Annotated in this window: 25 protein-coding genes; 12 read left to right on the top strand and 13 right to left on the bottom strand. The window is 69.9% G+C overall.

Features of this window, described 5'->3' with window-relative positions; translation table 11 throughout:
- Positions 1 to 34 precede the first annotated feature (34 nt).
- Complete coding sequence (locus tag MX571_RS04765; protein ID WP_247414443.1) at positions 35 to 463, bottom strand: HIT family protein; 429 nt, start codon at positions 461 to 463, stop codon at positions 35 to 37.
- Positions 464 to 745: 282 nt separating this feature from the next.
- On the opposite strand from MX571_RS04765, the gene MX571_RS04760 reads away from it, so the two are divergent.
- The 5 genes from MX571_RS04760 to MX571_RS04740 all read left to right on the top strand — a co-directional run bounded on the left by MX571_RS04760 (position 746) and on the right by MX571_RS04740 (position 4346).
- The gene (locus MX571_RS04760) at positions 746 to 1096 is read left to right on the top strand and encodes a methylated-DNA--[protein]-cysteine S-methyltransferase (RefSeq protein WP_368409038.1); all 351 of its coding nucleotides are present in this window, start codon (positions 746 to 748) and stop codon (positions 1094 to 1096) included.
- Positions 1093 to 1974 carry an amidohydrolase family protein gene (locus MX571_RS04755; RefSeq protein ID WP_247414441.1) on the top strand — a complete coding sequence of 294 codons (882 nt, stop codon included), beginning with the start codon at positions 1093 to 1095 and terminating at the stop codon, positions 1972 to 1974. Before MX571_RS04760 ends, MX571_RS04755 begins: the two co-directional genes overlap by 4 nt.
- Before the next feature lie 223 nt (positions 1975 to 2197).
- Complete coding sequence (locus MX571_RS04750; RefSeq protein WP_247414440.1) at positions 2198 to 2506, top strand: CGCGG family putative rSAM-modified RiPP protein; 309 nt, start codon at positions 2198 to 2200, stop codon at positions 2504 to 2506.
- 78 nt (positions 2507 to 2584) lie between these two features.
- On the top strand, positions 2585 to 3892 hold the full coding sequence (locus MX571_RS04745) for an MFS transporter (protein ID WP_247414439.1): 1308 nt from the start codon (positions 2585 to 2587) through the stop codon (positions 3890 to 3892).
- A gap of 181 nt (positions 3893 to 4073) precedes the next feature.
- Positions 4074 to 4346 (top strand): hypothetical protein, encoded by a 273-nt coding sequence (locus tag MX571_RS04740; protein WP_247414438.1) that lies wholly within the window; start codon positions 4074 to 4076, stop codon positions 4344 to 4346.
- A gap of 63 nt (positions 4347 to 4409) precedes the next feature.
- Here MX571_RS04740 and fer read toward each other — a convergent pair whose 3' ends face one another.
- From fer to MX571_RS04710, 6 genes are all read right to left on the bottom strand, one after another.
- On the bottom strand, positions 4410 to 5123 hold the full coding sequence (gene fer / locus MX571_RS04735; protein ID WP_247414437.1) for a ferredoxin Fer: 714 nt from the start codon (positions 5121 to 5123) through the stop codon (positions 4410 to 4412).
- A 150-nt stretch (positions 5124 to 5273) separates the two neighbouring features.
- Positions 5274 to 6074, bottom strand: coding sequence for a hypothetical protein (locus MX571_RS04730; protein ID WP_247414436.1), 801 nt, complete (start codon positions 6072 to 6074; stop codon positions 5274 to 5276).
- Between the two features lie 101 nt (positions 6075 to 6175).
- Positions 6176 to 7039, bottom strand: coding sequence for a halocarboxylic acid dehydrogenase DehI family protein (locus MX571_RS04725; RefSeq protein WP_247414435.1), 864 nt, complete (start codon positions 7037 to 7039; stop codon positions 6176 to 6178).
- A 91-nt stretch (positions 7040 to 7130) separates the two neighbouring features.
- The gene (locus MX571_RS04720) at positions 7131 to 7592 is read right to left on the bottom strand and encodes a thioesterase family protein (protein WP_247414434.1); all 462 of its coding nucleotides are present in this window, start codon (positions 7590 to 7592) and stop codon (positions 7131 to 7133) included.
- Positions 7593 to 7616: 24 nt separating this feature from the next.
- On the bottom strand, positions 7617 to 8297 hold the full coding sequence (locus MX571_RS04715) for a uracil-DNA glycosylase (protein WP_247414433.1): 681 nt from the start codon (positions 8295 to 8297) through the stop codon (positions 7617 to 7619).
- A 53-nt stretch (positions 8298 to 8350) separates the two neighbouring features.
- A complete protein-coding gene (locus MX571_RS04710; RefSeq protein ID WP_247414432.1) occupies positions 8351 to 8563 on the bottom strand; it encodes a DUF7860 family protein in 213 nt (70 codons plus the stop codon).
- Positions 8564 to 8659: 96 nt separating this feature from the next.
- Between MX571_RS04710 and MX571_RS04705 the strand changes: the two genes are divergently transcribed.
- Positions 8660 to 8896: a DUF8151 family protein gene (locus tag MX571_RS04705; RefSeq protein WP_247414431.1), complete on the top strand. Its 237-nt coding sequence runs from the start codon at positions 8660 to 8662 to the stop codon at positions 8894 to 8896.
- Positions 8897 to 8974: 78 nt separating this feature from the next.
- On the opposite strand, the gene MX571_RS04700 is transcribed toward MX571_RS04705, so the two are convergent.
- Both MX571_RS04700 and MX571_RS04695 read right to left on the bottom strand, forming a co-directional pair.
- Positions 8975 to 9637 (bottom strand): class I SAM-dependent methyltransferase, encoded by a 663-nt coding sequence (locus MX571_RS04700; protein WP_247414430.1) that lies wholly within the window; start codon positions 9635 to 9637, stop codon positions 8975 to 8977.
- A 5-nt stretch (positions 9638 to 9642) separates the two neighbouring features.
- Positions 9643 to 10584, bottom strand: coding sequence for an NAD(P)/FAD-dependent oxidoreductase (locus MX571_RS04695; RefSeq protein WP_247414429.1), 942 nt, complete (start codon positions 10582 to 10584; stop codon positions 9643 to 9645).
- A gap of 216 nt (positions 10585 to 10800) precedes the next feature.
- On the opposite strand from MX571_RS04695, the gene MX571_RS04690 reads away from it, so the two are divergent.
- Together MX571_RS04690 and ileS are read left to right on the top strand one after the other, a co-directional pair.
- Positions 10801 to 11199, top strand: coding sequence for a helix-turn-helix domain-containing protein (locus tag MX571_RS04690; RefSeq protein ID WP_247414428.1), 399 nt, complete (start codon positions 10801 to 10803; stop codon positions 11197 to 11199).
- A gap of 119 nt (positions 11200 to 11318) precedes the next feature.
- Positions 11319 to 14591, top strand: a complete 3273-nt coding sequence (gene ileS / locus MX571_RS04685; protein ID WP_247414427.1) for an isoleucine--tRNA ligase — start codon at positions 11319 to 11321, stop codon at positions 14589 to 14591.
- Between the two features lie 177 nt (positions 14592 to 14768).
- On the opposite strand, the gene MX571_RS04680 is transcribed toward ileS, so the two are convergent.
- Positions 14769 to 15032: a hypothetical protein gene (locus tag MX571_RS04680; protein WP_247414426.1), complete on the bottom strand. Its 264-nt coding sequence runs from the start codon at positions 15030 to 15032 to the stop codon at positions 14769 to 14771.
- A 29-nt stretch (positions 15033 to 15061) separates the two neighbouring features.
- On the opposite strand from MX571_RS04680, the gene MX571_RS04675 reads away from it, so the two are divergent.
- Entirely contained in the window at positions 15062 to 15409 is a 348-nt protein-coding gene (locus tag MX571_RS04675; protein ID WP_247414425.1) for a hypothetical protein, read from the top strand.
- 36 nt (positions 15410 to 15445) lie between these two features.
- Here the strand turns inward: MX571_RS04675 and prs are convergent, their stop codons facing one another.
- Together prs and MX571_RS04665 are read right to left on the bottom strand one after the other, a co-directional pair.
- Complete coding sequence (gene prs / locus MX571_RS04670; protein ID WP_247414424.1) at positions 15446 to 16291, bottom strand: ribose-phosphate diphosphokinase; 846 nt, start codon at positions 16289 to 16291, stop codon at positions 15446 to 15448.
- 64 nt (positions 16292 to 16355) lie between these two features.
- Complete coding sequence (locus MX571_RS04665) at positions 16356 to 17192, bottom strand: HVO_0234 family beta-propeller protein (protein ID WP_247414423.1); 837 nt, start codon at positions 17190 to 17192, stop codon at positions 16356 to 16358.
- A gap of 93 nt (positions 17193 to 17285) precedes the next feature.
- Here MX571_RS04665 and MX571_RS04660 point away from each other — a divergent pair, with 93 nt between their 5' ends.
- A complete protein-coding gene (locus tag MX571_RS04660; RefSeq protein WP_247414422.1) occupies positions 17286 to 18359 on the top strand; it encodes a pyridoxal phosphate-dependent aminotransferase in 1074 nt (357 codons plus the stop codon).
- A gap of 132 nt (positions 18360 to 18491) precedes the next feature.
- Here MX571_RS04660 and MX571_RS04655 read toward each other — a convergent pair whose 3' ends face one another.
- Entirely contained in the window at positions 18492 to 18857 is a 366-nt protein-coding gene (locus MX571_RS04655; protein ID WP_247414421.1) for a hypothetical protein, read from the bottom strand.
- Between the two features lie 125 nt (positions 18858 to 18982).
- On the opposite strand from MX571_RS04655, the gene MX571_RS04650 reads away from it, so the two are divergent.
- Both MX571_RS04650 and glmM read left to right on the top strand, forming a co-directional pair.
- Positions 18983 to 19426, top strand: coding sequence for a hypothetical protein (locus MX571_RS04650; protein ID WP_247414420.1), 444 nt, complete (start codon positions 18983 to 18985; stop codon positions 19424 to 19426).
- Positions 19427 to 19514: 88 nt separating this feature from the next.
- The gene (gene glmM / locus MX571_RS04645) at positions 19515 to 20882 is read left to right on the top strand and encodes a phosphoglucosamine mutase (RefSeq protein WP_247414419.1); all 1368 of its coding nucleotides are present in this window, start codon (positions 19515 to 19517) and stop codon (positions 20880 to 20882) included.
- Positions 20883 to 21008: the final 126 nt, after the last annotated feature.

Below are 21008 nucleotides of genomic sequence, written 5' to 3'. Positions count from 1 at the left end.
TTCAGTAGTGCAACCGTCGGCTAGCACGCGACCCCTACTGCGGCCCGTCCCGAATCGCCTCGGCCACGTCGTCGAACTCCTCGTCGTCGAGGTCCGGCCGCGGCCAGTCGAGCGTGTGGAGGGGACCGACGCCGTCGTCGTCGAACCGCGGGACGACGTGGACGTGCGCGTGGGGGACCTCCTGGCCCGACGCCGCGCCGTTGTTCATGCCGATGGTGGTCGCGTCGGCGTCGACGGCCTCCTCGACGGCGGGCGTGAGTTCGCCGGCGGCCGTGAACACCGCGTCCCGGACGTCGTCGGGCATCTCGGCGACCGTCTCGTAGTGCTCCTTCGGGATGACCAGCGTGTGTCCCCGAACGAGCGGGTTCACGTCGAGGAACGCGAACGTGTGCTCGCCCTCGTGGACGGTTCGGCTCGGGACGTCGCCCGCTACGATGGAACAGAAGATGCAGTCGTCGCTCATGGCGCGACGCTCGCTCGCGGCGGCCAAAAGCGTAGCGGGGAGCACCCCCGAACGCGAGCGTCTGGCACGGACCACATTCACTCCCGGGCGAGGAGTTTAGCCCTCCAGGCACCGACGGGGACCATGGCAAGCCACACCACGGCGACGGGCGAGCGTCGGACTGCCGAGGCCGACGCGGACGGGAGGAAGCGAGACGCGGGTGGGCGCGAGAAGGGCGCGGGCGAAGGCGAAGAGGCCGTCCACGTCGAGGCGTTCGGGGCGAGGTTCGACCTCGACGCCTCCCTGCTCGACCGCTCGGCGAGCGACCTCCGCGAACAGGTCCGCGCGTACGAGGCGGGCGAGCGCACGACGTTCGACGTCGGCGTCGCCTACCCCGACGACTTCACGGGGCGCGTGATGCGGGCGATGAGCGAGATTCCGCGCGGTGAGACGCGCACGTACGGCGACATCGCGGCCGACCTCGACACGTCGGCCATCGCCGTGGGCGGGGCCTGCGGGCGCAACCCGCTCCCGCTGGTCGTCCCGTGTCACCGCGTCGTCGCGGCCGACGGGAGCCTCGGCGGCTACTCCGCCTCGGGCGGTCTGGAGACGAAGCGACGACTCCTCGTCCACGAGGGGGTGCTGCCCGAGTGAGCGACGCGGCGGCCGACGCCAGTCGGGACGACCCGACACCGGACGACCGGTTCGTCCCCGCTATCGACTGCCACGTCCACCTCATGCCCGAACGGCTCGTCGCGGCCATCCGGGGCGCGCTGACCGACGAGGCGGGATGGGGGTTCCCCCACCCGAGCACGCAGGGGGAGATGGAGCGCACGCTCCGGGCGGCGGGTATCGAGCGCTACTGTGCGCTCCCGTACGCCCACAAACCCGACATCGCCCGCGAGTTGAACGCGTGGGTCGCAGAGCGCGCCGACACCTCGGAGATGGTCGTTCCGTTCGCCACCGTCCACGGCGACGACGAGGTGGGCGACGTGGTTCGGGAGGCGTTCGAGGCGGGCGCACGCGGCCTGAAGTTCCAGTGTCCGGTCCAGCGCGTCGCCCCCGACGACCCGCGTCTCGACCCGGCGTACGAACTCGCCGCCGAGTACGACCGCCCCATCCTGTTCCACGGCGGCACCGCGCCGATGTTCGAGGACAGCCCCCACGTCGGCGTCGAGCGGTTCCGAGCGTTCGTCGACTCGTACCCCGAGGTTCGGGCGTGCTGTGCCCACATGGGGACCTTCGAGACGGAGGCGTTCGTCGACGTGCTGGCGGCCAACGACAACGTCTTCCTCGACACCTGCTTCGCCATGTCGAGCGCCGTCGGCGAGTCGATGGCGTTCGACCCCGCCTCGATTCCCGATTCGGTGTTCGAGGAGCACAGCGAGCGCATCATGTACGGCTCGGACTACCCGAACATCCCCCACAGCTACCGGAGCGAGCGCGAACACCTGCTCTCGCGTGACCTCCCCGAATCGACCTACCGCGACCTGTTCCACGACACCGCCGAGCGGTTCCTCGGCGAGCGCTGAGTCGAACCTGGGTGGGCGACGGAGTCGTCACCCGTCTCGTTCGGGCGGGAGCAGGTCGTTCGTCGGCAGTTCTCGGACGCCGGGAATCGCCCCGTCACTACATTCTGCTCCGCTCGGTAGCCTCGACCACAGGTGAACGGAGGATGACCGATTTCGACACGACCCGACGAACAGCGCGGAGGACTCGTCTACGAACCACGACGGCGCGAGGGGAGCGACCGCGATGAGCGAGCACACCGTCGCGGACGCGGAGTCCGTGTCCGAGACCGTCCACCGGAACTCGTGGTCGGCGAACCTCGAAGGCCCCGAACACGCCGCCGACCGGGACCTGCTCGTCGAGGAGGCCCTCGGGGCCGTCGAGGCGACCGCTCCGGGCTACCACGTCAACCTCGTGACTCACGGCGAACACGGCGACCCGACGGACTACCTCGTCCCCGTGCTGGAGGAGGCGTTCGACGACGGCGTGACGTGGCGGTACGTCGACCAGTGTGGCTGTGGCGGGCACGTCCTGCGCGTCCGCGTCGTCGAGTAGTCGCGACCCGTCGCCGCCTCGCGGTTCGCGCCTGACCTCGACACCCACCTATTAGTCCGCACCGCGGGACGGGAGTGCATGGACCTTCGAACGCGCGACCGCTGGCGGTGGGTGCTGTGGGTCACGCTCGCAGGTGGGTTCCTGCTGGTCAACTTCCACCGCGTCTCGACGGCGGTGCTCGCCGACAGCCTCAACCGCGCGTTCGACACCAGCGCCGCCGAACTCGGCCTGCTCCACGCCTCCTTCTTCTACATCTACGCACCCCTCCAGTTGCCCGCTGGCGTCCTCGCCGACCGAGTCGGGACGCGCCGGGTCGCCGCCGTCGGAGTGGGGGTGATGAGCGTCGGCGTCGTCGGGTTCGCACTCGCGGAGTCGCTGCTCCTGGGGTTCGTCGGCCGCGCGCTCGTCGGTCTCGGGGGAAGCGTCTGTTACATCGCCATCCTGCGGTTCTGTGCGAACTGGTTCCGTACCGACCAGTTCGCGACGATGACCGGGTGGACCGTCGCCGCGGCCGGTCTCGGCGGCGTGCTGGCGACGACGCCGCTGGCGCTCGCCGTGACCGCCGCCGGGTGGCGCGAGTCGCTGCTCGCCACCGCCGCCGTCGGCGGGGCACTCGCCGTCGCCATCTACGTGCTCGTCCGCGACAGTCCCCAGAAAGCGGGGTTCGCGGCCGTCGAGGGAGCCACCGCCCCCCACCGCAGCGTCGACCTCTCGACGGTCTGGCGGAACGTCCGCCACGTCCTCCGGGACCGCGAAACGTGGGTGATGGGCCTCATGCTCTTCTTCCTCATCGGGACCAACTTCACCGTCCTCGGTCTCTGGGGCGTCCCGTACGTCGCCGACGTCTACGGCACCTCCGTCACCACCGCCTCGACGTACGTCCTCCTCGGGAACGTCGGCTTCCTGCTGGGACCGCCCGTCTTCGGGACGCTCTCGGACCGCCTGGGCCGCCGGACCGAACTCATCCTCGCCGCGACGGTGCTGTTCACGGTGTCGTACGGGGCGGTGTTCCTGTCCGTCACGCCGCCGCTGGCGCTGTTCGGCGTGTTGCTGTTCCTCGCGATGTTCTCCAACGGCGGCGGCGTCCTCGCCTACACCGTCGCCAAGGAGCGCCACGCCGCGAGCGCCAGCGGCACCGTCACGGGCACCGTCAACAGTCTCGGCTACTTCGGGGCCGCCGTCTTCCCGGCCGTGATGGGTGTGGTCCTCGACACCTACTGGACCGGCCGGACGCTCGACGGCGCTCGGGTCTACACGGTCACCGGGTACCGCGTCGCGTTCGGCCTCGCCACGGCGACGGGCCTCGTCGCCGTCGCCTGCGCGGCGTACCTCCACGTCAGGACCGGTAGCGGCGTCGACGAGCGTGCCGTCGCCGCGGACGACTGAACGGGAGCGGTCGCTCCGGAGAGTCACCGGCGACTCCCCGACCGCCGCGCGACGAGCAGTCGGCGAGTACCCTGCGGGCACCCGACGAACACCGCGGCGTTTCGATAGATAGCCTCCCGGACCGGTTCGCGCTAGCTGAGTAGACGGGTCGGACTTATCCACAGCAGAGAACGTCTGTCGTATGAGTTGGACTCGCTACGACTGGCTCTCCCGCGGGCTGTTGCTGCTCGGTCTGTGGTTCATCGCGTCCGGGAGCGCCGGACTGCTGGTCCCGGAGCACGTCCTGGGAGCGGGCGGGTCTCTCCCCGTCGGCCTGATACTGTCGGGGGTGACCACCGTCGTCGGTATCGGCGCCGTACTCGCCGGCCTCTACCTCTTCTCGCAGTACGTCGAAGAGGAGTCGGACCTCGCCCTCTCCGCCCGACAGGTCGCCGAGCGGTGGGACCAGCGGTAGAACGGACCGGACCGAGCGGTGGGAGCAGTCGGGCACCTCGGCGACTCGCCCCGGTCGAGAGCGTCAGTCGTTGAGTCGCGCCTTGTCGAACGTGCTGGGGGGCAGTCGCAGGTCGTCGAGTCCGGGCAGGTGCTTGACGTTGAACACGACCTTCATCCCGTCGGAGATGGGCGCGCCGAGACAGGAGAGGCGAATCCCGCGGTCGAGCCACTTCTCGGGGAGGATGTGGTCGTTCGGCATCGACATCTCCCCCTCGACGACGGCGACGGCGCAGTTCGAACACGCCCCGCCGCGACAGGCGTAGGGCCACGTGAGGTCGTTCTCCTCGGCGGCTTCGAGCAGCGAGTCGTGTGGCGGTGCAACGAACGTCCCGTACGCCGACGGCGAGAGGTCCGCCTCGGCCGCCTTCTCGAACAGGTCCTCGTCGGTCAGCTCCCACCCGCGGTCCGCGAGCGCCTGGTAGTCGAGGTACTCGACGCGGGCACCCTCGGGCTCTGGGTCGGCCTCGGCGTCGCTCTCCGTTCCCGAGTCGGCCTCGTCTGGGCTGTCGGAGCCGTCGGCGTCGGGCGACTCACCGTCGCCGTCCAGTTCGGCGGCGTCGACGCCCTCGATACCCTTCCGCTGGAGCGTCTCGTACGCCGCTCGGACCTGCTGGAACTCGCGGGCCGAGCCACCGTGGTCGGGGTGGGCCTCCAGCACCCGGCGGCGGTACGCCCGCTCGACCTCGGCGTCGCTCGCTTCCGAGTCGATGTCGAGCACCTCGAACGGGGAGTCCACGTGCGTGGCTAGGGGGTTCCGCGCGTAAAATCCTCTTCTTTCCGGGCGAGGGCTGCCCCACGACTGGCCGCCGTGGACCGACGTGGGCCGACCGTCGAGGATCGACCGCGTCGCTCGGCGACCGGCCGAAGACAGGTGACCGTCGGTGCGCTACCGACCCGACGACGAGCGTTCCACGTCGGCGTCGCGTCGCGAGTTCGAGGCGTCGCCGGGTCGGCCAGACCGGTCCGGTCGGTCTCGCTGGGCAGACCGGTCGGGTGTCGTCCGATCTGCGACTCGGCTCCCCGTCGGCGGGACGTCGCCGACGGCCGACCGGTCGCCGTCGTCCCGGAGTTCGAGCGTCAACGGGCGGGCGAGTCGCGCGAGGGCGCGACCGACCGGTCCGCGGGACTGCCGCTCGCGGGTGCGGAACTCGCTGCCCTCGCGGTCGACGAGACCGCGCTCTTCGAGGAGTGCCAGCGCCTCGTCGACCGCGTCGGGCGTCTCCTCGAACGCCTCCCGGAGTTCCCGGCGGGTGTGCGGCCGCTCGTCGAGTCGGTCGCGGATGCGCTGTGCGAGGTACTGGCGGTACACCTCCTCGCCGTCGGCCGGTTCGCGCTCCGGTTCCGCGACGCCGTCGTGGCGGAGCGTCTGGACGTTGTCGAGGAGGAGCCACGCTCCCACGACGGCGAACGCCTCGCCGACGTAGGGCGTCGGGTCGAGCAGCGCCAGGGCGACGCCGGCGACGAACACGTACACGCCGAAGCCGAGTCCCCGGACCTCGTCGCGGAGGCCGTAGGCGTCGGCGACGAGGCCGGACCCGCCGACCAGCGCCGCGGCGGCGGCCGACTCGACGGCGCTCCCGAACGACTGGTCGAACAGCCACGCGAGGAAGACGGTGAACAGCAGCGCGCTCGCGACCGAGCGCAGGCCGAGGCGGTCGCGGAGGGTGCGACGGAGCGGGGCGAACATCGTGTCGGCCCACGGACCGGACCGTCAAGAACCTGTTCTCGCGGCGACGCCGTGGACGGTTCTCGGGGTGCTGGAGCGGAGAGGCGGTACGGCGGGGCTGGCTACCCCAGCGACCGCTCGCCGGACGCGTCGACGGTCGCCGCCAGCGCCGGGAGGGCGGGCAGCACCGTCTCGACCGGCCCGGTGTTGAACTGCCGGAACAGCCCCTGGACGCCCTCGATGGCGTCGTCGCCCATCCCCAGCGCGCGGAGGTCGTCGGGGGCGAGTCGCGGTCGGTAGGGCGCGTTCGAGACGAACTCGTCGACCACCTCGCTCGACCGCTCGCAGGCCTCGTCGAACCCGTCGCCCTCGAACACCGGTTCGAGGTCCGTCCAGAGCGTGTCGAGGAACGTCGGCCACTGCGCGAGACAGCGGTAGATGCTCGGCAGATCGCCCTCGAACCCGTGGAACGCCCGGAGCGAGTCGACCGTCTCGGCGAGGTCCTCGGGCGGAGTGTCGACCATCGTCGGCGGCGACCCGCGCTCGCGGTCCAGCCAGTCAGGGTACGGCCGGGTCGCCCACCGCTCGTCGGTCGGCGTCGGGTCGTGGTCGGCGTGGAGCGCGCGGTCCATCGTCTCGAACAGGACCGCGAGTCGCGGCGCGACCACGTCGAAGGTGGCGAGCTGTCCCCGGAGTTCGGCGAACTCGGCGGGCGAGACGCCCGTCTCCGCCCGGCGGTACGTCGGGAGGTCGAGCGACGAACGGACGGCGTCGCGGTAGCGCACCGAGACGCGGGCGAACCCGCGGGTCTCGAACAGCGGCTTCACCTGGCCCCACGCGTAGCGGGTGAACGCGGGAGCGTTCGCCACCGCGGTCCTGAATATCCAGTTGACGATGGGCGCGCGGAACGTCCGCTTCACGTCGTCGTACAGGCCGCGTCGCCACCCGGTCGCGTCCTGCTCGTACAACTGCTCGCTCGTGTCCATGGTCCCGGTTCGCACGCCAGGCGGGTAGCGGTTGTCCCCGAGTCGACGCCTCCAGACTCGTCGCCCCGTTCCGCGTGGGGGTCCCGTTCCTTCACTTCAGGGCGTCGCGGAACCGCGCTCGCTCGACGACCCGGAACGTCATCGCCGCCTCGCCGACCGTCTCCGGGGCACCGCGCTCCGTCCCGTCGGGCACGCGCGAGACGGTCGCGTCGAGGTGGACCGTCGGGCCGTCCGTCGACGTGACGACCGTCTCCACTCGAAGCCGCGTCCCCTCCGGGGCGGCCCGGCGGTGGGTCACGTCGACGCGTTCGCCGACCGTCCCCGTCCCCTCGGGGAGGTGACCGTGCAGCGACTCCCGGCCGGTGAACTCGCAGGCCGCGACCAGGTGGGGCGTCCCGAGGACGTGGAGGTGCTCGTCGGCCGTCGAGTCCGCCGCGGCGGGGAGGCCGGGCGGGTCCGTCTGCTCGCCGAAGACGGTCGTCGTGTGGCGGCGTTCGACGGTGAACTCGCGCGTCCCGGTCACGCCGGGGTCGGCGAGCGCGGAGAGGTCCATGCCCGAGCCACGAAACCCGACGAGTTAACTGTGAATCCCGAGCGCCGCGAGTGCCTCGCCGATGGCGGCGAGGTACGACTCGCGGTCGTAGCCGAGCCGTCCCATCCAGACCTCCTGGTAGGACGGGTGCAGAATCGGGAGGACGGGCACGCCGAGCGTCGGGCACTCCTGTACCGTCAACACGAGGTCGAGGAACCCGTCGACGGTCCGGCCCTCGACGGCGAGCAGCGACTGCGTGGCGTGCTTCCCGGTCGCCAGCACGCAGTCGGGCGCGATACGGTCGAGTTCCTCGCGGAGGAACGGGCGGCAGTTCGCCCGCTCCTCGGGGTGGGGTTCGCGGTTGTCCGTCTCGTGGGTCGGGCAGTCGAGGTCGGCGGCCGCCTCGGGGTCGTCGTGGGGGATGGCGGCGCTCGGGAAGCACTTGACCGCGTTGGTGTAGTACGCCTCGTGGCCCAGTTCCTCGACCATCGTGCGTATCTTCCGTCCCGAACGCTGGCCGGTGTAGGCCATCCCGGTCCAGTTGCCGCCCCGCCAGCGCTCGGCGTCGGGACTCCCGGCGGCGGGCGCTTCACCGACGACGACCAGCGCGGCGTCGCGGGGGCCAGCGCCCCAGCAGATGCGCTCGCGGGCGGCGGCGAGCGCCGGGCAGCGCCGGCAGTCCTCGGCCAGCGGGAGGCGGTCCTCCGAATCGGGGAATCGGGGCACGAGTACGGCGACGGCTCACGAGGGGAAAGGCGGTCGGGTCGACCTCCGACGCCTCACTCCGTCAGCGGGAGGAGGATGCCGAACACGAACGGCGAGAACAGGCCGACGAGGATGCCGAGCGCCTCCATGTCGACGAGCAGCGTGTGCGCCGTCGACGGACCGTGGACCATCGTCGCGCCGATGGCACCGACGACGAACATCGCCACACCGAGTCCGAACCCGCCCTTCGTGAGCAGGGGGTAGTTGAGCGAACCGTAACGTCCCATATACCGGCCTACCCGTGGACCGTAGAAAGCGTTACGAGTCACGTGCTGTCACACCAACACGGAAAGCTCATGTCGGTCCACGGGCGAGAGGCCAGCGTGAGCGACCTCGCACTCGAACCGTTGCTCGACCTGTTCTGGGTCGTCGCCTACGGTCTCATCACGACGCTACTGACGACGGGCGGCATCCTCGTCGAACGCGCCGGCCTCTCGACGTTCCCGGCCGACACGACGCTGGGCCTCTGGATGGCGGGCCTCGGGGCCGTCCTCCTCGGCGGGGCGTACCTCGTCGCCACCGACCGGTTCCTGCCGACGCTCCGGACCGTCCGCGCCTGAACACCACTGGCTCGGACCGACGACGTCCCGGAGATGGCGACTGTGAGTGTCCGAGAGTGTGACAGCTAGCGAAGCACCCTACTTCTCGGCGGGTGACTCTGCGAAGAGAGACCCCGTCTCCGAATCGTCGACAGGCCGTTCGGCAACCAGGACACCCACCTGGTCGTGTACGCGTTCGACTGCCGTAACCACGAAGCCGACGTCGGTGAGCACGTCCACGAGCGTCCCGGCCGTCGCCGCATCGACCCCGTGACCGAAGAGCGGTTCTTCGGGGTCGGACGAGCCGAAGAACATCGCGTCGCCGAGGACGAATCTCCGGGGAGCGAGGTCGGCGATGGCCTCGATCGCCTCGCGTTTCTCCTCGTCCGGAAGGTGGTGCAGAGCGAAGTTCGAGACCACGATGTCTACCTCACCGTCGTAGTGCGAATCGCGGAACTCGCCGTAGCCGAACTCCACGTTCACGAGACCGCTGTCGGCGGCCTTCGACCGCGCCTGCTCGATCATCCCGTCACTGATGTCGCGTCCGACGACGTGGCCGGCGTCCTCTGCCAGCGCGAGTGCGATCAGGCCCGTCCCCGTTCCGAGGTCGAGGACCACGTCGTCGGGGCGGGGGTCGGCGTGTTCGACGACGAACGAGGCGCACGCGTCGTAGACCGGCTTCTCGTCACTGACGTGTTCGTCGTCGTACCGGTCGGCGACCTGCGAGAAGCGATCGGCGAGGTCCCGAAGGGATTCGTCCACTACGATCACCCCGCCTCGAAGTCCTCTCTGGACAGTTCCATGTTGACGGTCGCGCCGACCGTGTGTCCTTCGGCGACGGCGGACGGTATGGAGGCAGGAGAGCCGCTGGCGGCGTCGCCGGCGACGAAGAGGCCATCGACCGACGTGAATCCGAACCCGTGGTCGGTCCGCGTCGTGTCGACCAGTCCGAACTGGTCGATCTCCAGACCGAGCCGTTCGGCTAGCTCGCTGTGCTGTCGCATCGGTGGGCCGTAGAAGAGGGCGTGGCGAGCGACCTCACGCCCATCCGCGAGCGTGATGCGCTCGAGGCCACCATCCGACCCGACGAGTGCGGTGATCGGTTCGTCTTCGATCTCGATTCCCCGTTCGACGAACGCGGACCGTGATTCCTCGTCGAAGACGTCGTGCCCGTCGGTGAACACGACGAGGTCCGTACTCAGGTTGTAGATGAGCGTCGTATGTTCGAGTTGCTCTGGAGCCGTAACGAGGACGCCGAGCGGTTCTCCCCGAACCTCGTAGCCGTGACAGTAGGGACAGTGATACACGCCGTTGCCCCACAGCTCCTCGAACCCGTCGGTCTCGGGGAGCACATCGGTGACACCGGTCGCGAGTACGACCTTTCGACTCGTGACGGTCTCGTCGGTATCGAGGGTACTCGTGAACCCGTCTTCGGCTGTGGTGACACCCGTCACCTGCGCGTCTCGGAACTCGGCCCCGTATCCCGCCACCTCCTCACGACCGAGACGACGGAGTTCCTCCGGCGGGATACCGTCCCTCGTCAGATACCCGTGTGCTTCGGCTGCTGGGCCGTTACGGGGTTCGCCGTCGTCGCAGACCAGGACGCTGCGGAGCGAGCGCCCCAACTGGAGGGCCGCACTCAGGCCCGCAGGCCCGCCGCCGATGACGAGCACGTCGCACTCCACCTCACTCTCACCAGTTGTTTGCATAGCTACTGCAAGGAGGATGCCAGCGATAAGGTTGTCGCCCGCGGCGGCGAGCGACGGTGAACGGAGTGGGCGGCAGTGTCGGAGTCTAGGACCAGTTCTGTTCGAAAGCTGGCTTGGTCGCAGTTCGCCAAGCTACCGGTCAGCGTTCCGGGACTGCGAGAAGTGTGCACTGGGTGTGCAAACGTTATCCGGCAGCAGCACCAACTCCCGATACCAATGCCAGAGGCCGTACAGGAGCAACTCCGGGACGAACGGGACTGTGAGGGTCTCCTCGACTGTATGCTCGGACTCAGGTCGCTCGACAGAGGCGTGTTCAGGCTGCTCGCGGAGTCTTCGGAGCCGCTCACCGTGGACCGTATCGCGAAGTTCATCGGGAAAGAACGGACGACCGCGTACCGGTCGGTCAAACGGCTCGAAGAAGCGGGAGTTGCCGTGCAGGACCAGGAGAGCTGTCCCAAGGGCGGCTACCACCACGTCTACCGAGTCTCAGACCCTGACGATATCGCGGACGAACTACAGCGAATGCTCAACCGGTGGTACGCGGAAACTGGACAGCTCATCCAGGAGTTCCGGGATACGTACGGCGAGGAGCCTTCGCCCGAGGAGGGTCGGTAGCTCCACCTGGTGTCGGATACCTGGAAACGCTGGAGAGCCAACGTCGCCGCCGAGTGGCCCGGGACAGCACCGTCTGCCCGACCGATTGCCCTTTAGTGACGGCGGTGTGTTGATGCGATATGAGTGATTCCGAGGAGTCGGACGCACCCGCGGGACCGGACCGCGAGCGGTTCGCCGAGGTGCCCGACCAGTACGACCCCCACGCCCTCGAAGACCGGGTCAGGGAGTACTGGGCGGAGACCGACGCCTACGAGCGAACCAAGCAGCACCGCGAGGGCGCGGAGCGCTACTTCTTCGTCGACGGCCCGCCGTACACCTCCGGGGCGGCCCACATGGGGACGACCTGGAACAAGTCGCTGAAGGACACCTACATCCGCTACAAACGGATGCAGGGGTACGACGTCACCGACCGGCCGGGCTACGACATGCACGGCCTCCCCATCGAGACGAAGGTCGAGGAGCGCCTCGGCTTCGACGACAAGAAGGACATCGAGGCGTTCGGGATGGAGAACTTCATCGAGGAGTGCAAGGAGTTCGCCGACGAGCAACTCGAAGGACTGCAGAACGACTTCAAGTCCTTCGGCGTCTGGATGGACTGGGACGACCCGTACAAGACGGTCTCGCCGGAGTACATGGAGGCGGCGTGGTGGGGGTTCGCTCAGGCCCACGAGCGCGGCCTCGTCGACAGAGGAAAGCGCTCCATCACGCAGTGTCCGCGCTGTGAGACCGCCATCGCGAAGAACGAGGTGGAGTACCACGAGATCGAGTCCCCGAGCATCTACGTCACGTTCCCGCTGACGGGCCGTGAGGGCAATCTCGTCGTCTGGACGACGACGCCGTGGACCATCCCCGCCAACACGTTCGTCGCCGTCGACCGGGACGCGACGTACGCGGCGGTCAGGGTAGACGACTCCGAGAGCGGCGCGTACGAGGGAGAGCTACTCTACGTCGCCAGCGACGTCGTCGACGACGTGCTGGAGCGGGCGGGCGCGACCGAGTACACCGTCGAGGAGGAGGTACAGGGGACCGACCTCGTCGGCTGGTCCTACGAGCACCCGCTGCCCGAGGAGGTGCCCGAGCATCCCCAGGGCGCGGGCGCAGGCGAGGTCTACCACGCCGACTACGTCGAGATGGACCGGACTGGCCTCGTTCACTCCGCACCCGGCCACGGGCAGGAGGACTTCGAGCGGGGCGACGAACTCGGCCTGGAGATATTCTGTCCGGTCGGCCCGGACGGCGTCTACACCCAGCAGGGCGGGAAGTACGCGGGCGAGTTCGTCCGCGACGCCAACGACGACATCATCGCGGACCTCGACTCGTCGGGTCACCTGCTCGCGGCGGGGACGACCCGCCACGACTACGGCCAGTGCTGGCGCTGTGACACGGACATCGTCTTCCTCGCGACCGACCAGTGGTTCGTCACCGTCACCGACGTCAAGGAGGAGATGCTGGCGAACATCGAGGACTCGGAGTGGTACCCCCAGGAGGCGCGGGACAACCGCTTCCGGAAGTTCATCGAGGGGTCGCCCGACTGGAACGTCTCCCGACAGCGCTACTGGGGCATCCCCATCCCCATCTGGGTGCCCGTGGAGGACGAGGAGTCGGCCGAGGACTGGACGGGCGACATCGAGGACACCCTCGTCGTCGCCACGCGCGAGGACCTCGCCGAGCGGGTCGACCAGGACGTCGACCCCGACGAGGTGGACCTCCACCGCCCGACCGTCGACCACCTCACCATCACCGAGGACGGCACGACCTACGAGCGCGTTCCCGACGTGTTCGACGTCTGGCTCGACTCGTCGGTGGCGTCGTGGGGCACGCTGAACTACCCCGGCGAGACCGACGAGTTCGAGGAGCTCTGGCCCGCCGACCTCATCATGGAGGCCCACGACCAGACGCGGGGCTGGTTCTGGTCGCAACTCGGCATGGGCACGACGGCGATGGGCGAGGTGCCCTACAAGCAGGTGCTGATGCACGGGTGGGCGCTCGCCGAGGACGGTCGCAAGATGTCGAAGTCCATCGGGAACGTCGTCACGCCCGCCGAGGCGCTCGAACGCCACGGCGCGGACCCGATGCGCCTGTTCCTGCTCAGCGTCGACCCGCAGGGCGAGGACATGCGCTTCTCGTGGGACGAGATGGCGACGATGCAGCGGAACCTCAACATCCTCTGGAACGTGTTCCGCTTCCCGCTGCCGTACATGCGGATGGACGGGTTCGACCCCGATTCGGTCGCTCCCGAGGAGTGCGACCTCGAACTCGTCGACGAGTGGGTGCTGTCGCGTCTCGCCACGACGGTCGAGGAGATGACCGACCACTGGGAGGCGTTCCGGCAGGACCGGGCGCTGGACGCCCTCCTCGACTTCGTCGTCGAGGACGTCTCGCGGTTCTACATCCAGGTCGTCCGCGAGCGGATGTGGGAGGAGGAGGACTCCGACAGCAAGACCGCCGCCTACGCCACGCTCTACCGGGTGCTGGAGGAGACGACGAAGCTCCTCGCGCCGTACGCGCCGTACGCCGCCGACGAGATATACGGCACCCTCACCGGGTCTCAGGGACATCCGACGGTCCACATGTGCGACTGGCCGGTCCCCGACGAGCAGTACCAGGACGCCGACCTCGAAGCCGACGTGGCGGTGCTGCGCGCCGTCGAGGAGGCCGGGTCGAACGCCCGCCAGCAGGCCGAGCGCAAACTGCGCTGGCCGGTCCCGCGCGTCGTCGTCGCGGCCAACGACTCGGGGGCCGCCCACGCGGTCCGCGAGTACAGCGCCCTCGTCGAGGAGCGCCTGAACGCCCGCGAGGTGGACGTGGTCGCCCCCGGCGAGGAGTGGGGCGAACTGCGCTACTCCGCACAGGCGGACATGTCGGTGCTCGGCCCCGCCTTCGGCGGCCAGGCCGGCGAGGTGATGCAGGCGCTCAACGGTGCCCGCATCTCGGAGCCGACGCTCGACGCCCTCGAAGTCGCCGTCGAGGACGAGCTGGGCGAGCAGGTCGACCTCACCGAGGAGATGGTCGAGTTCGTCACCGAGACGCCCGAGGGCGTCGCCGCCACGCCGTTCCGCGTCGCGGGCGACGACCGCGGCGTCGTCTACGTCGACACCTCGCTCACCGAGGACATCGAGAGCGAGGGGTACGCCCGCGAGGTCATCCGCCGCGTCCAGGAGATGCGCAAGGACCTCGACCTCGAACTGGACCGCGAGGTCCGCGTCGAACTCGACGTGGCCGACGAGCGAGTGTCGAACCTCGTCCGCGAGCACGAGGGCCTCATCGCCGACGAGGTCCGCGCCGCCGAGTTCGGGACCGTCGAGGACGGCTACCGCAAGGACTGGGAGGTCGAGGGCGTGACGATGACCATCGCCCTCGACCCGCTAGCAGTCACTGAGCAAGCGGACTGAGCGATTTGAGTAGCGGTTAGGTTCGCTTTCGTCTCGTCGCATTTTCTCGTCGGTGGAGCTGTGACCACCTCGAAAGCCCCGAGGCTCAGGACTCGGGCGTCTCGCTGCGCGCGCTTCGCTCGCTACCGCTCGCTCCAGTGCTTGCGTCGCCGTCCTTCGCCCCGAGCCTCGCCCCTTTCAGTCCACCCGCGATAGCTGGCCGAACAGTCGATGCGGGTGGACTGAAAGGGGCCGGTCGCTACACTCCCACGACTCGCTGCGCTCCTCGTCGTTCGCTTCGTCGCCGGCGGCGTCGCCGCCGGCTTCCAGCGGGACCTTCGGTCCCGCACGGCTCACTCCTGCGGTGCTTGCACCGTCGGGGTTCGTGTAGCGACCGGGGGCTTTCGAGGAGTTCTCGGCTACCCTGCTGTACTCGTCACCGTTCCATCCTAGAACGTACACTCATGCCCGAGGGAGACGATACCACACCTATGCGGTACGGGACGACCGTACAGGACGGGACGGTGTACGTCGAGCGACCGGACGGCGACCTCCTCGTCGGCCCGTACGCGGCGGTCGTCCGGTCCGTCGGTGGGCCGTCGTGGACCATCTCGTACTCGCCGTGGGTGCGCGAGCGCTACCCCGACCTGGCGACCGACGACGAGGGCATCACGCTCGACGTCCGGGACTTCGTCGAGTCGCTGACGCTCGACGAGGCGTTCGTCGAGTCGCTCGCGGCGTGTCCCGACTGGTCCGTGAACGACGAGGACCCGCTGTCGCCGCGTCTCGGCCTGTTCGTCGGGCGACTCCTCCAGCGACTGGAGCGCGGACTGGAGTAGTGGAGAAGGAGTGAGCGATAGCGAACCGGAACCGTTCTACAGCACGTCCGCGACCAGCGGCGCGACGCTGACCGAACTCACCGAGCGCTCGATGGTGTCCGTGCCGAACACGTCCTCGACGCCGGCACGGGCGAGTTTCGTCCGGGCGTCCGCGGCGAGCATGGGGTGGACGCAGGTGGCGAACACGCGGCTGACGCCGTCCTCGCGCAGGTGGCCGATGGCCCCGGACATGGTCGACCCGGTGGCGATGATGTCGTCGACGACGACGCAGTCCCGGCCCGTGGCGTCCGTCTCGCTGGGCGTGTGGCTCACGTCGCCGGTGTCGTAGTCACGGACCTTCTCGAAGTGGTCGACGTCGCCCGCGCCGTACGCGTCGCGGACCGACTCTGCGAACCCGCGGGCGCTGGCGTCCGGCGCGAGAAAGAGCGGGTCGGCGAGGGCGGCGGGGAGCGGGTCGGCGAGGGCGGCGCTCGCGTCGACGGCCTCGCTCGGCACGTCGAAGAACTCCAGCACGCCGGGTTCGTGGGGCGTGACGGTGACGACGCGGTCGGTGCCCGTCGAGATGGCCCGCGCCATCGCCTCGGCGGAGACGGGGTCGCCGGGCTTGAACTGCTTGTCCTGCCGTGCGTAGCCCATGTACGGGAGCACCGTCGTCACGCGGTCGACCTGCCGCCGGGCGAGGTCCTGCAACTGGAGCAGTTGCACGAAGGCGTCGCTGGAGTCGGTGGCGGCGACGACGACGGCGTGGTCCCCGTCGAGGTCCGCCCGGGCGATGAGTTCGCCGTCGGCGAACCGGTCGAACTCGACGGCGGCGAGCGCGTGGTCCGTCTCGGCGGCGAGTCGCGCCGCGAGCGACTGCGAGGCCGACCCCGGGAGTATCATGTGCGGGCGTCGGCGGCGGGGGCTAAAACGCGTTTTCCTTCGGGTGAGGAGCGGTCGAGTCGACTCAGGGGACGGCCACGCCGCGGACGTCGGGCAGGCCGAGCGTTCGAGAGTGCCACTCCCGCTCCGCGCTCCTCTCGCTCGCCTCGTCGTCGCCGTCGTCCTCGCGCTCTCCCTCCACGAGGAACGTCCCGGCCTCGGTGACGGCATAGCACTGGTCGGCGTACGCGACGCCCGCGACGCGCTCCGAGACGGGGAGGTCGACCGTCGCCCACTCGCCGTCGAGCAGTTCGAGGAGCGCGTCGTCGGTGGCGGCGTGGGTGCGGTCGCCGTCCGAGGCGACCACCGAGAACGACCCCTCGCCGTCGTCCATCCAGCCGTTGCCGAGCTGGTAGAGGCCGTCGGCGGTGGCGACGCGGGGAACGGGCCGAATCGTCACGTCGCGGGCGTCGTCCAGACCGGCGTGCGAGAGGCCGTCGTCGGTGACCCGGAACACGCCATCCGCGGTGGCGACGAGGTCACCGTCGACGGCGCGGACGTCCTCGCACTCGCCGAGCGTGGTCCACGTCTCGCTCCCCGCGTCGTCGTCGACGGTGTAGCGTGCGACGCGGCCCTCACCGGCCGCGAGGAGGTCACCCGAGCGGTCGAACCCCACCGCGTCCGCGGGACCGAACCCGGTCTCGTCGAGCGTCGCGCCGACCAGCACGTCCTCGTCGCACGCGACCGCGAGGGTCCCGTCGCGGGCGGCCACGTCGCGGACGGGGCGACGGTCGGCGAGGCCGAACTCGCCGACGAGGTCCCCCGAGACGGAGACCCGCGCGAGACCCATGCCGGTGGCGACGAACGCCTCGGTGGCCCCCGAGCGCTCGCCGTACACCCGCTTCTCGTCGATGGTGCTCATGTGTGAGGCCCCGCGGGGAGCGGGTGAAAAGCTGTCGTCGTGTGGTCGAATCGCTTCGGAACGCCATTATGCACCGGGCCGAAGAGAGCCAGTATGACCGGGTTCTCGTCTATCGACTATCTGGAGTGGATCGCCGGGCGACCCGAGCGGGCGACCCACGACCTGGCCTCCTCGGACCTGCGCCCCGACGGCCCGTCCGCGGGCGTCGTCCCGCCGTCGCTCGACGGCTTGCCCGACCCCGAGGGCGTCACGCTGGAGGGGCAACTCGCCGACGTCTACGACTGCTCGACCGGAAACGTCCAAGTGACGGCGGGCGCGAGTCACGCGAACGCGCTCGTTGCCGCGACATTCGCCGAGGGACGGGTGCTGGTCGAGTCGCCGGGGTACGAGCCGCTGGTCGCCTGTCCCGAGGCGTTCGGGGCGCGGGTCGAGCGGTTCGACCGCCCCGACGGGAACCTCGACCCGACACTGGTCGGAGAAGCGCTCGACGACGCGAACGATGCAGACGACGGCAACGACGTGTCCGCGGTCGTCGTCACCAACCGGCACAACCCGACCGGGAAACTGGCCGACCGTGAGACGCTCGCGGCGGTGGCCGACCGCGTCGCCGCCCACGACGCGCTGCTGGTCGTCGACGAGGTGTACGCCTCCTACGACCCGGAGGCGGACGACGGTCCGTTCGGCGGGCCGACGGCCGCCGGGTTGCCGAACACGCTCGCCATCGGGTCGCTGACGAAGTTCCTCGGACTGGGCGACCTGCGCATCGGGTGGGTCGTCGGTCCGACCGACCGAATCGAGCGACTGGCGACCGCGGCGTGGTACTTCCCGGTCGTCGCCGGGCCGAGTCGGGCACTCGCTCGGCGGGCGCTGGCGAACCGCGACGCACTCGCGGACCACGCTCGCGACCTCTGCGCCCGGAACCACGACCTGCTGGCGGAGGCGGTCGCGGCGTCGTTCGACGGCGAGGTACCCGACGGGTCGCCGTACGCGCTGGTCGGCCACCCCGACCACGACGGCGACGAACTGGCCGCACGCGCGGCCGAAGAGGGCGTGCTGGTCGTCCCCGGCCGGTTCTTCGAGCGACCGGACGCGGTCCGGGTGAGCCTCGGCGGCCACCCCGACGAGATGCGCGAGGCGCTGGCGGCGTTCGCGGCGTCGGTCGAGTAGAAGAGGGACTCACGACGGTCGCCCGGTGGTCACCGGACGGACGGCTATAATCGGACGTGTCGAGACTGGAGGACGGTAGAGCGACTGAAGCGGTCGGTGGGGTCGGTACTGCCGATACGGCGGCCCGCCGGGCTACTCGGCGTCGTCGGACGAGTCCTCGTCCGGGTCCTCCGCACCGGCCGGAGCGACGTTCTCGGTGCCGGACGCCGCCGCACCGGTCCCCGCCGAGGCGTCGCCCGCCGGGTCGGTCCGCGTGTCCTCCCGGACCTCGCCCATGATGGCCTCGGCGTCGATACCCGCGAGCACCTCGTTGAACTCCGTCGTCACCGCGGCGGAGACCTCCTCGCGGAACCGCTCCTCGCTGGGATACTCGCGGACCGCGAGCACGCGACCCTCCTCGGTGGTGACGACCGCCTCTGCGACGCCGTCGTCGTAGCGGTACTGTCGGCCCCGTTCCAGTTCGTCCGCCTCGTCGGCACCCTCGCCCTGGTCCGTCATACGCCGCGGTACCACGGCCACTCGGATGAAACTACGCACGGGCAACGTACGTAGCCGCATTCACGGTTTCGAGAAACTATCGTAGCCCCGAACGACACCCGTTCGGACCAGTCACGAAGACCTAGATGCGACTCGTGGAACAGACCGACTGGAACGACTGCGGGGCGGCCTGCCTCGCGACGGTGACGGGCGACTCGCTCACCGAGGTCAAGCGGGCAGTCGACGTGCCGACGCCCCACGGTCAGTTGGAGGCGTACCTCGACGCCCACCCGATACCGAACGACCACGTCACAGTCCGGGGTGAGCCGACCGTCCGGTCGCTCGCGCGTCAGCGTCGCCCGTTCGTCCGCAGTGGCCCGTTCGAACGCCGGACGCTCCTCCTCTCGGTGGCCTCGCCCGCCCGGAGCATCGACTGGCACGCCGTCGTCCTCCACCGCGGCCGACTGCTCGACCCGCAGGGACAGTTCGACCTGCCGACCCTCTACCGCAGTCGGTGTATCTGGGCGACGGAGGTGTACCCGGACGGTCGTCTCGGGGGAGCGCGCGCGGCCGCCATCCGCGCCGATTGAGCCGATTCGATATAGCGAACAGCGGTGTATCGCACGAATCGGACCGCTTCGCAATTTCTTTGCGGGCGGGCCGCAGAGAGTCCCACGAATGAAGATTTTCGGCTCCAGCGGCGTCCGGGGCGTCGCGAACGAGGAGCTCACCCCCGCGTTCGTGACGCGGGTCGCCATGGCCGTAGGGTCGGTGTGGACGGCCGACGCCGACGGACCGGTCCGCATCGCGCTCGGCCGGGACACGCGGGCGACGGGGGAGATGTTCGCCGACAGCGCCAGTGCCGGGCTGACGAGCGTCGGCTGTGACGTGGACCGACTCGGCGTCATCCCGACGCCAGGCCTCCAGTCGTACGCCGACAGCGAGGGGGTTCCGGGGGTGATGATCACGGCGAGCCACAACCCCGCCCAGTACAACGGCGTGAAACTCGTCGGGAGCAACGGCGTCGAACTCGCCCGCGACGCGCTCGAACGCGTCGAGGACCGCCTGCTCAGCGAGCGGTTCGAGCAGGCGACCTGGGACGAGACGGGCGACACGCGACGGGTCGAGGACGCCCGCGAGCGCTACGTCGACGCCCTGCTCGACAGCGTGGACCGCGAGACCATCGCCGACGCGGACCTGACCGTCGCGCTCGACCCGGGCCACGGGGCGGGCGCGCTCACCAGCCCCGAGTTCCTCCGGCGACTCGGCTGTCGCGTCGTCACCGTCAACGGCCAGCCAGACGGGCACTTCCCCGGCCGCGACCCGGAACCCGTCGAGAAGAACCTCGGCGACCTCCGACGACTGGTCCGAACCGCGGACGCCGACGTCGGTATCGCCCACGACGGGGACGCCGACCGGGCCATCTTCGTCGACGAGACGGGCACGCACGTCGAGGGCGACGCGGCGCTCGCGGCGCTCGCGGCGAGCGAACTCCAGCCGGGCGACACGACGGTCAGCGCCGTCAACGTCTCCCAGCGCCTCGTCGACGCCGTCGACGCGGCCGGGGCAGACCTCGAACTCACGCCCATCGGGAGCACGAACATCATCACGAGCATCGAACGCCTGCAGCGCGAGGGGGAATCCGTCCCCGTCGCCGGGGAGGGCAACGGCGGCGTCCTCTTCCCCGACTACCGCCTCGCCCGCGACGGTGCGTACACGGCCGCCCGGTTCCTGGAACTGGTCGCGGAGCGCCCGGCGAGCGAGATATCGGCCGCCCACGCGGGCTACCACAACGTCCGGGTGAACGTCCAGTACGGCGACGACGCCGAACGCGAGCGACTCATCCGGGCAGCCGAGGCGGCGGCCCACGACGCCGACGCCGAACTGACGACAATCGACGGCTACCGCCTGGACTTCGGCGACGCGTGGGTGCTCGTCCGCCCCAGCGGCACCGAGCCCGTCGTCCGCATCTACGCCGAGGCCCGCGACCCCGACCGCGCGCAGGAGCTGGCGGACTCGATGTACGACGCGCTCCAGCACGCCTGAGCTGGCTGTTCTCTCGTGTTCTCCCGCTCGTGAGCCGAGCGGCCGGCCCGTCACCGATAAATCGTGAGTCGCTATACAGAATCCAGCCGTGGCGGTCGGGTCTGTGGCAGAGCGTTCGAGCGTAGT

The sequence above is a fragment of the Halomarina salina genome (assembly GCF_023074835.1).
In the GTDB taxonomy this organism is placed as follows: Archaea; Halobacteriota; Halobacteria; order Halobacteriales; family Haloarculaceae; genus Halomarina; species Halomarina salina.
Note: the sequence above shows the minus strand (reverse complement) of the source record. Positions and strands in the feature narration are given on the sequence as shown.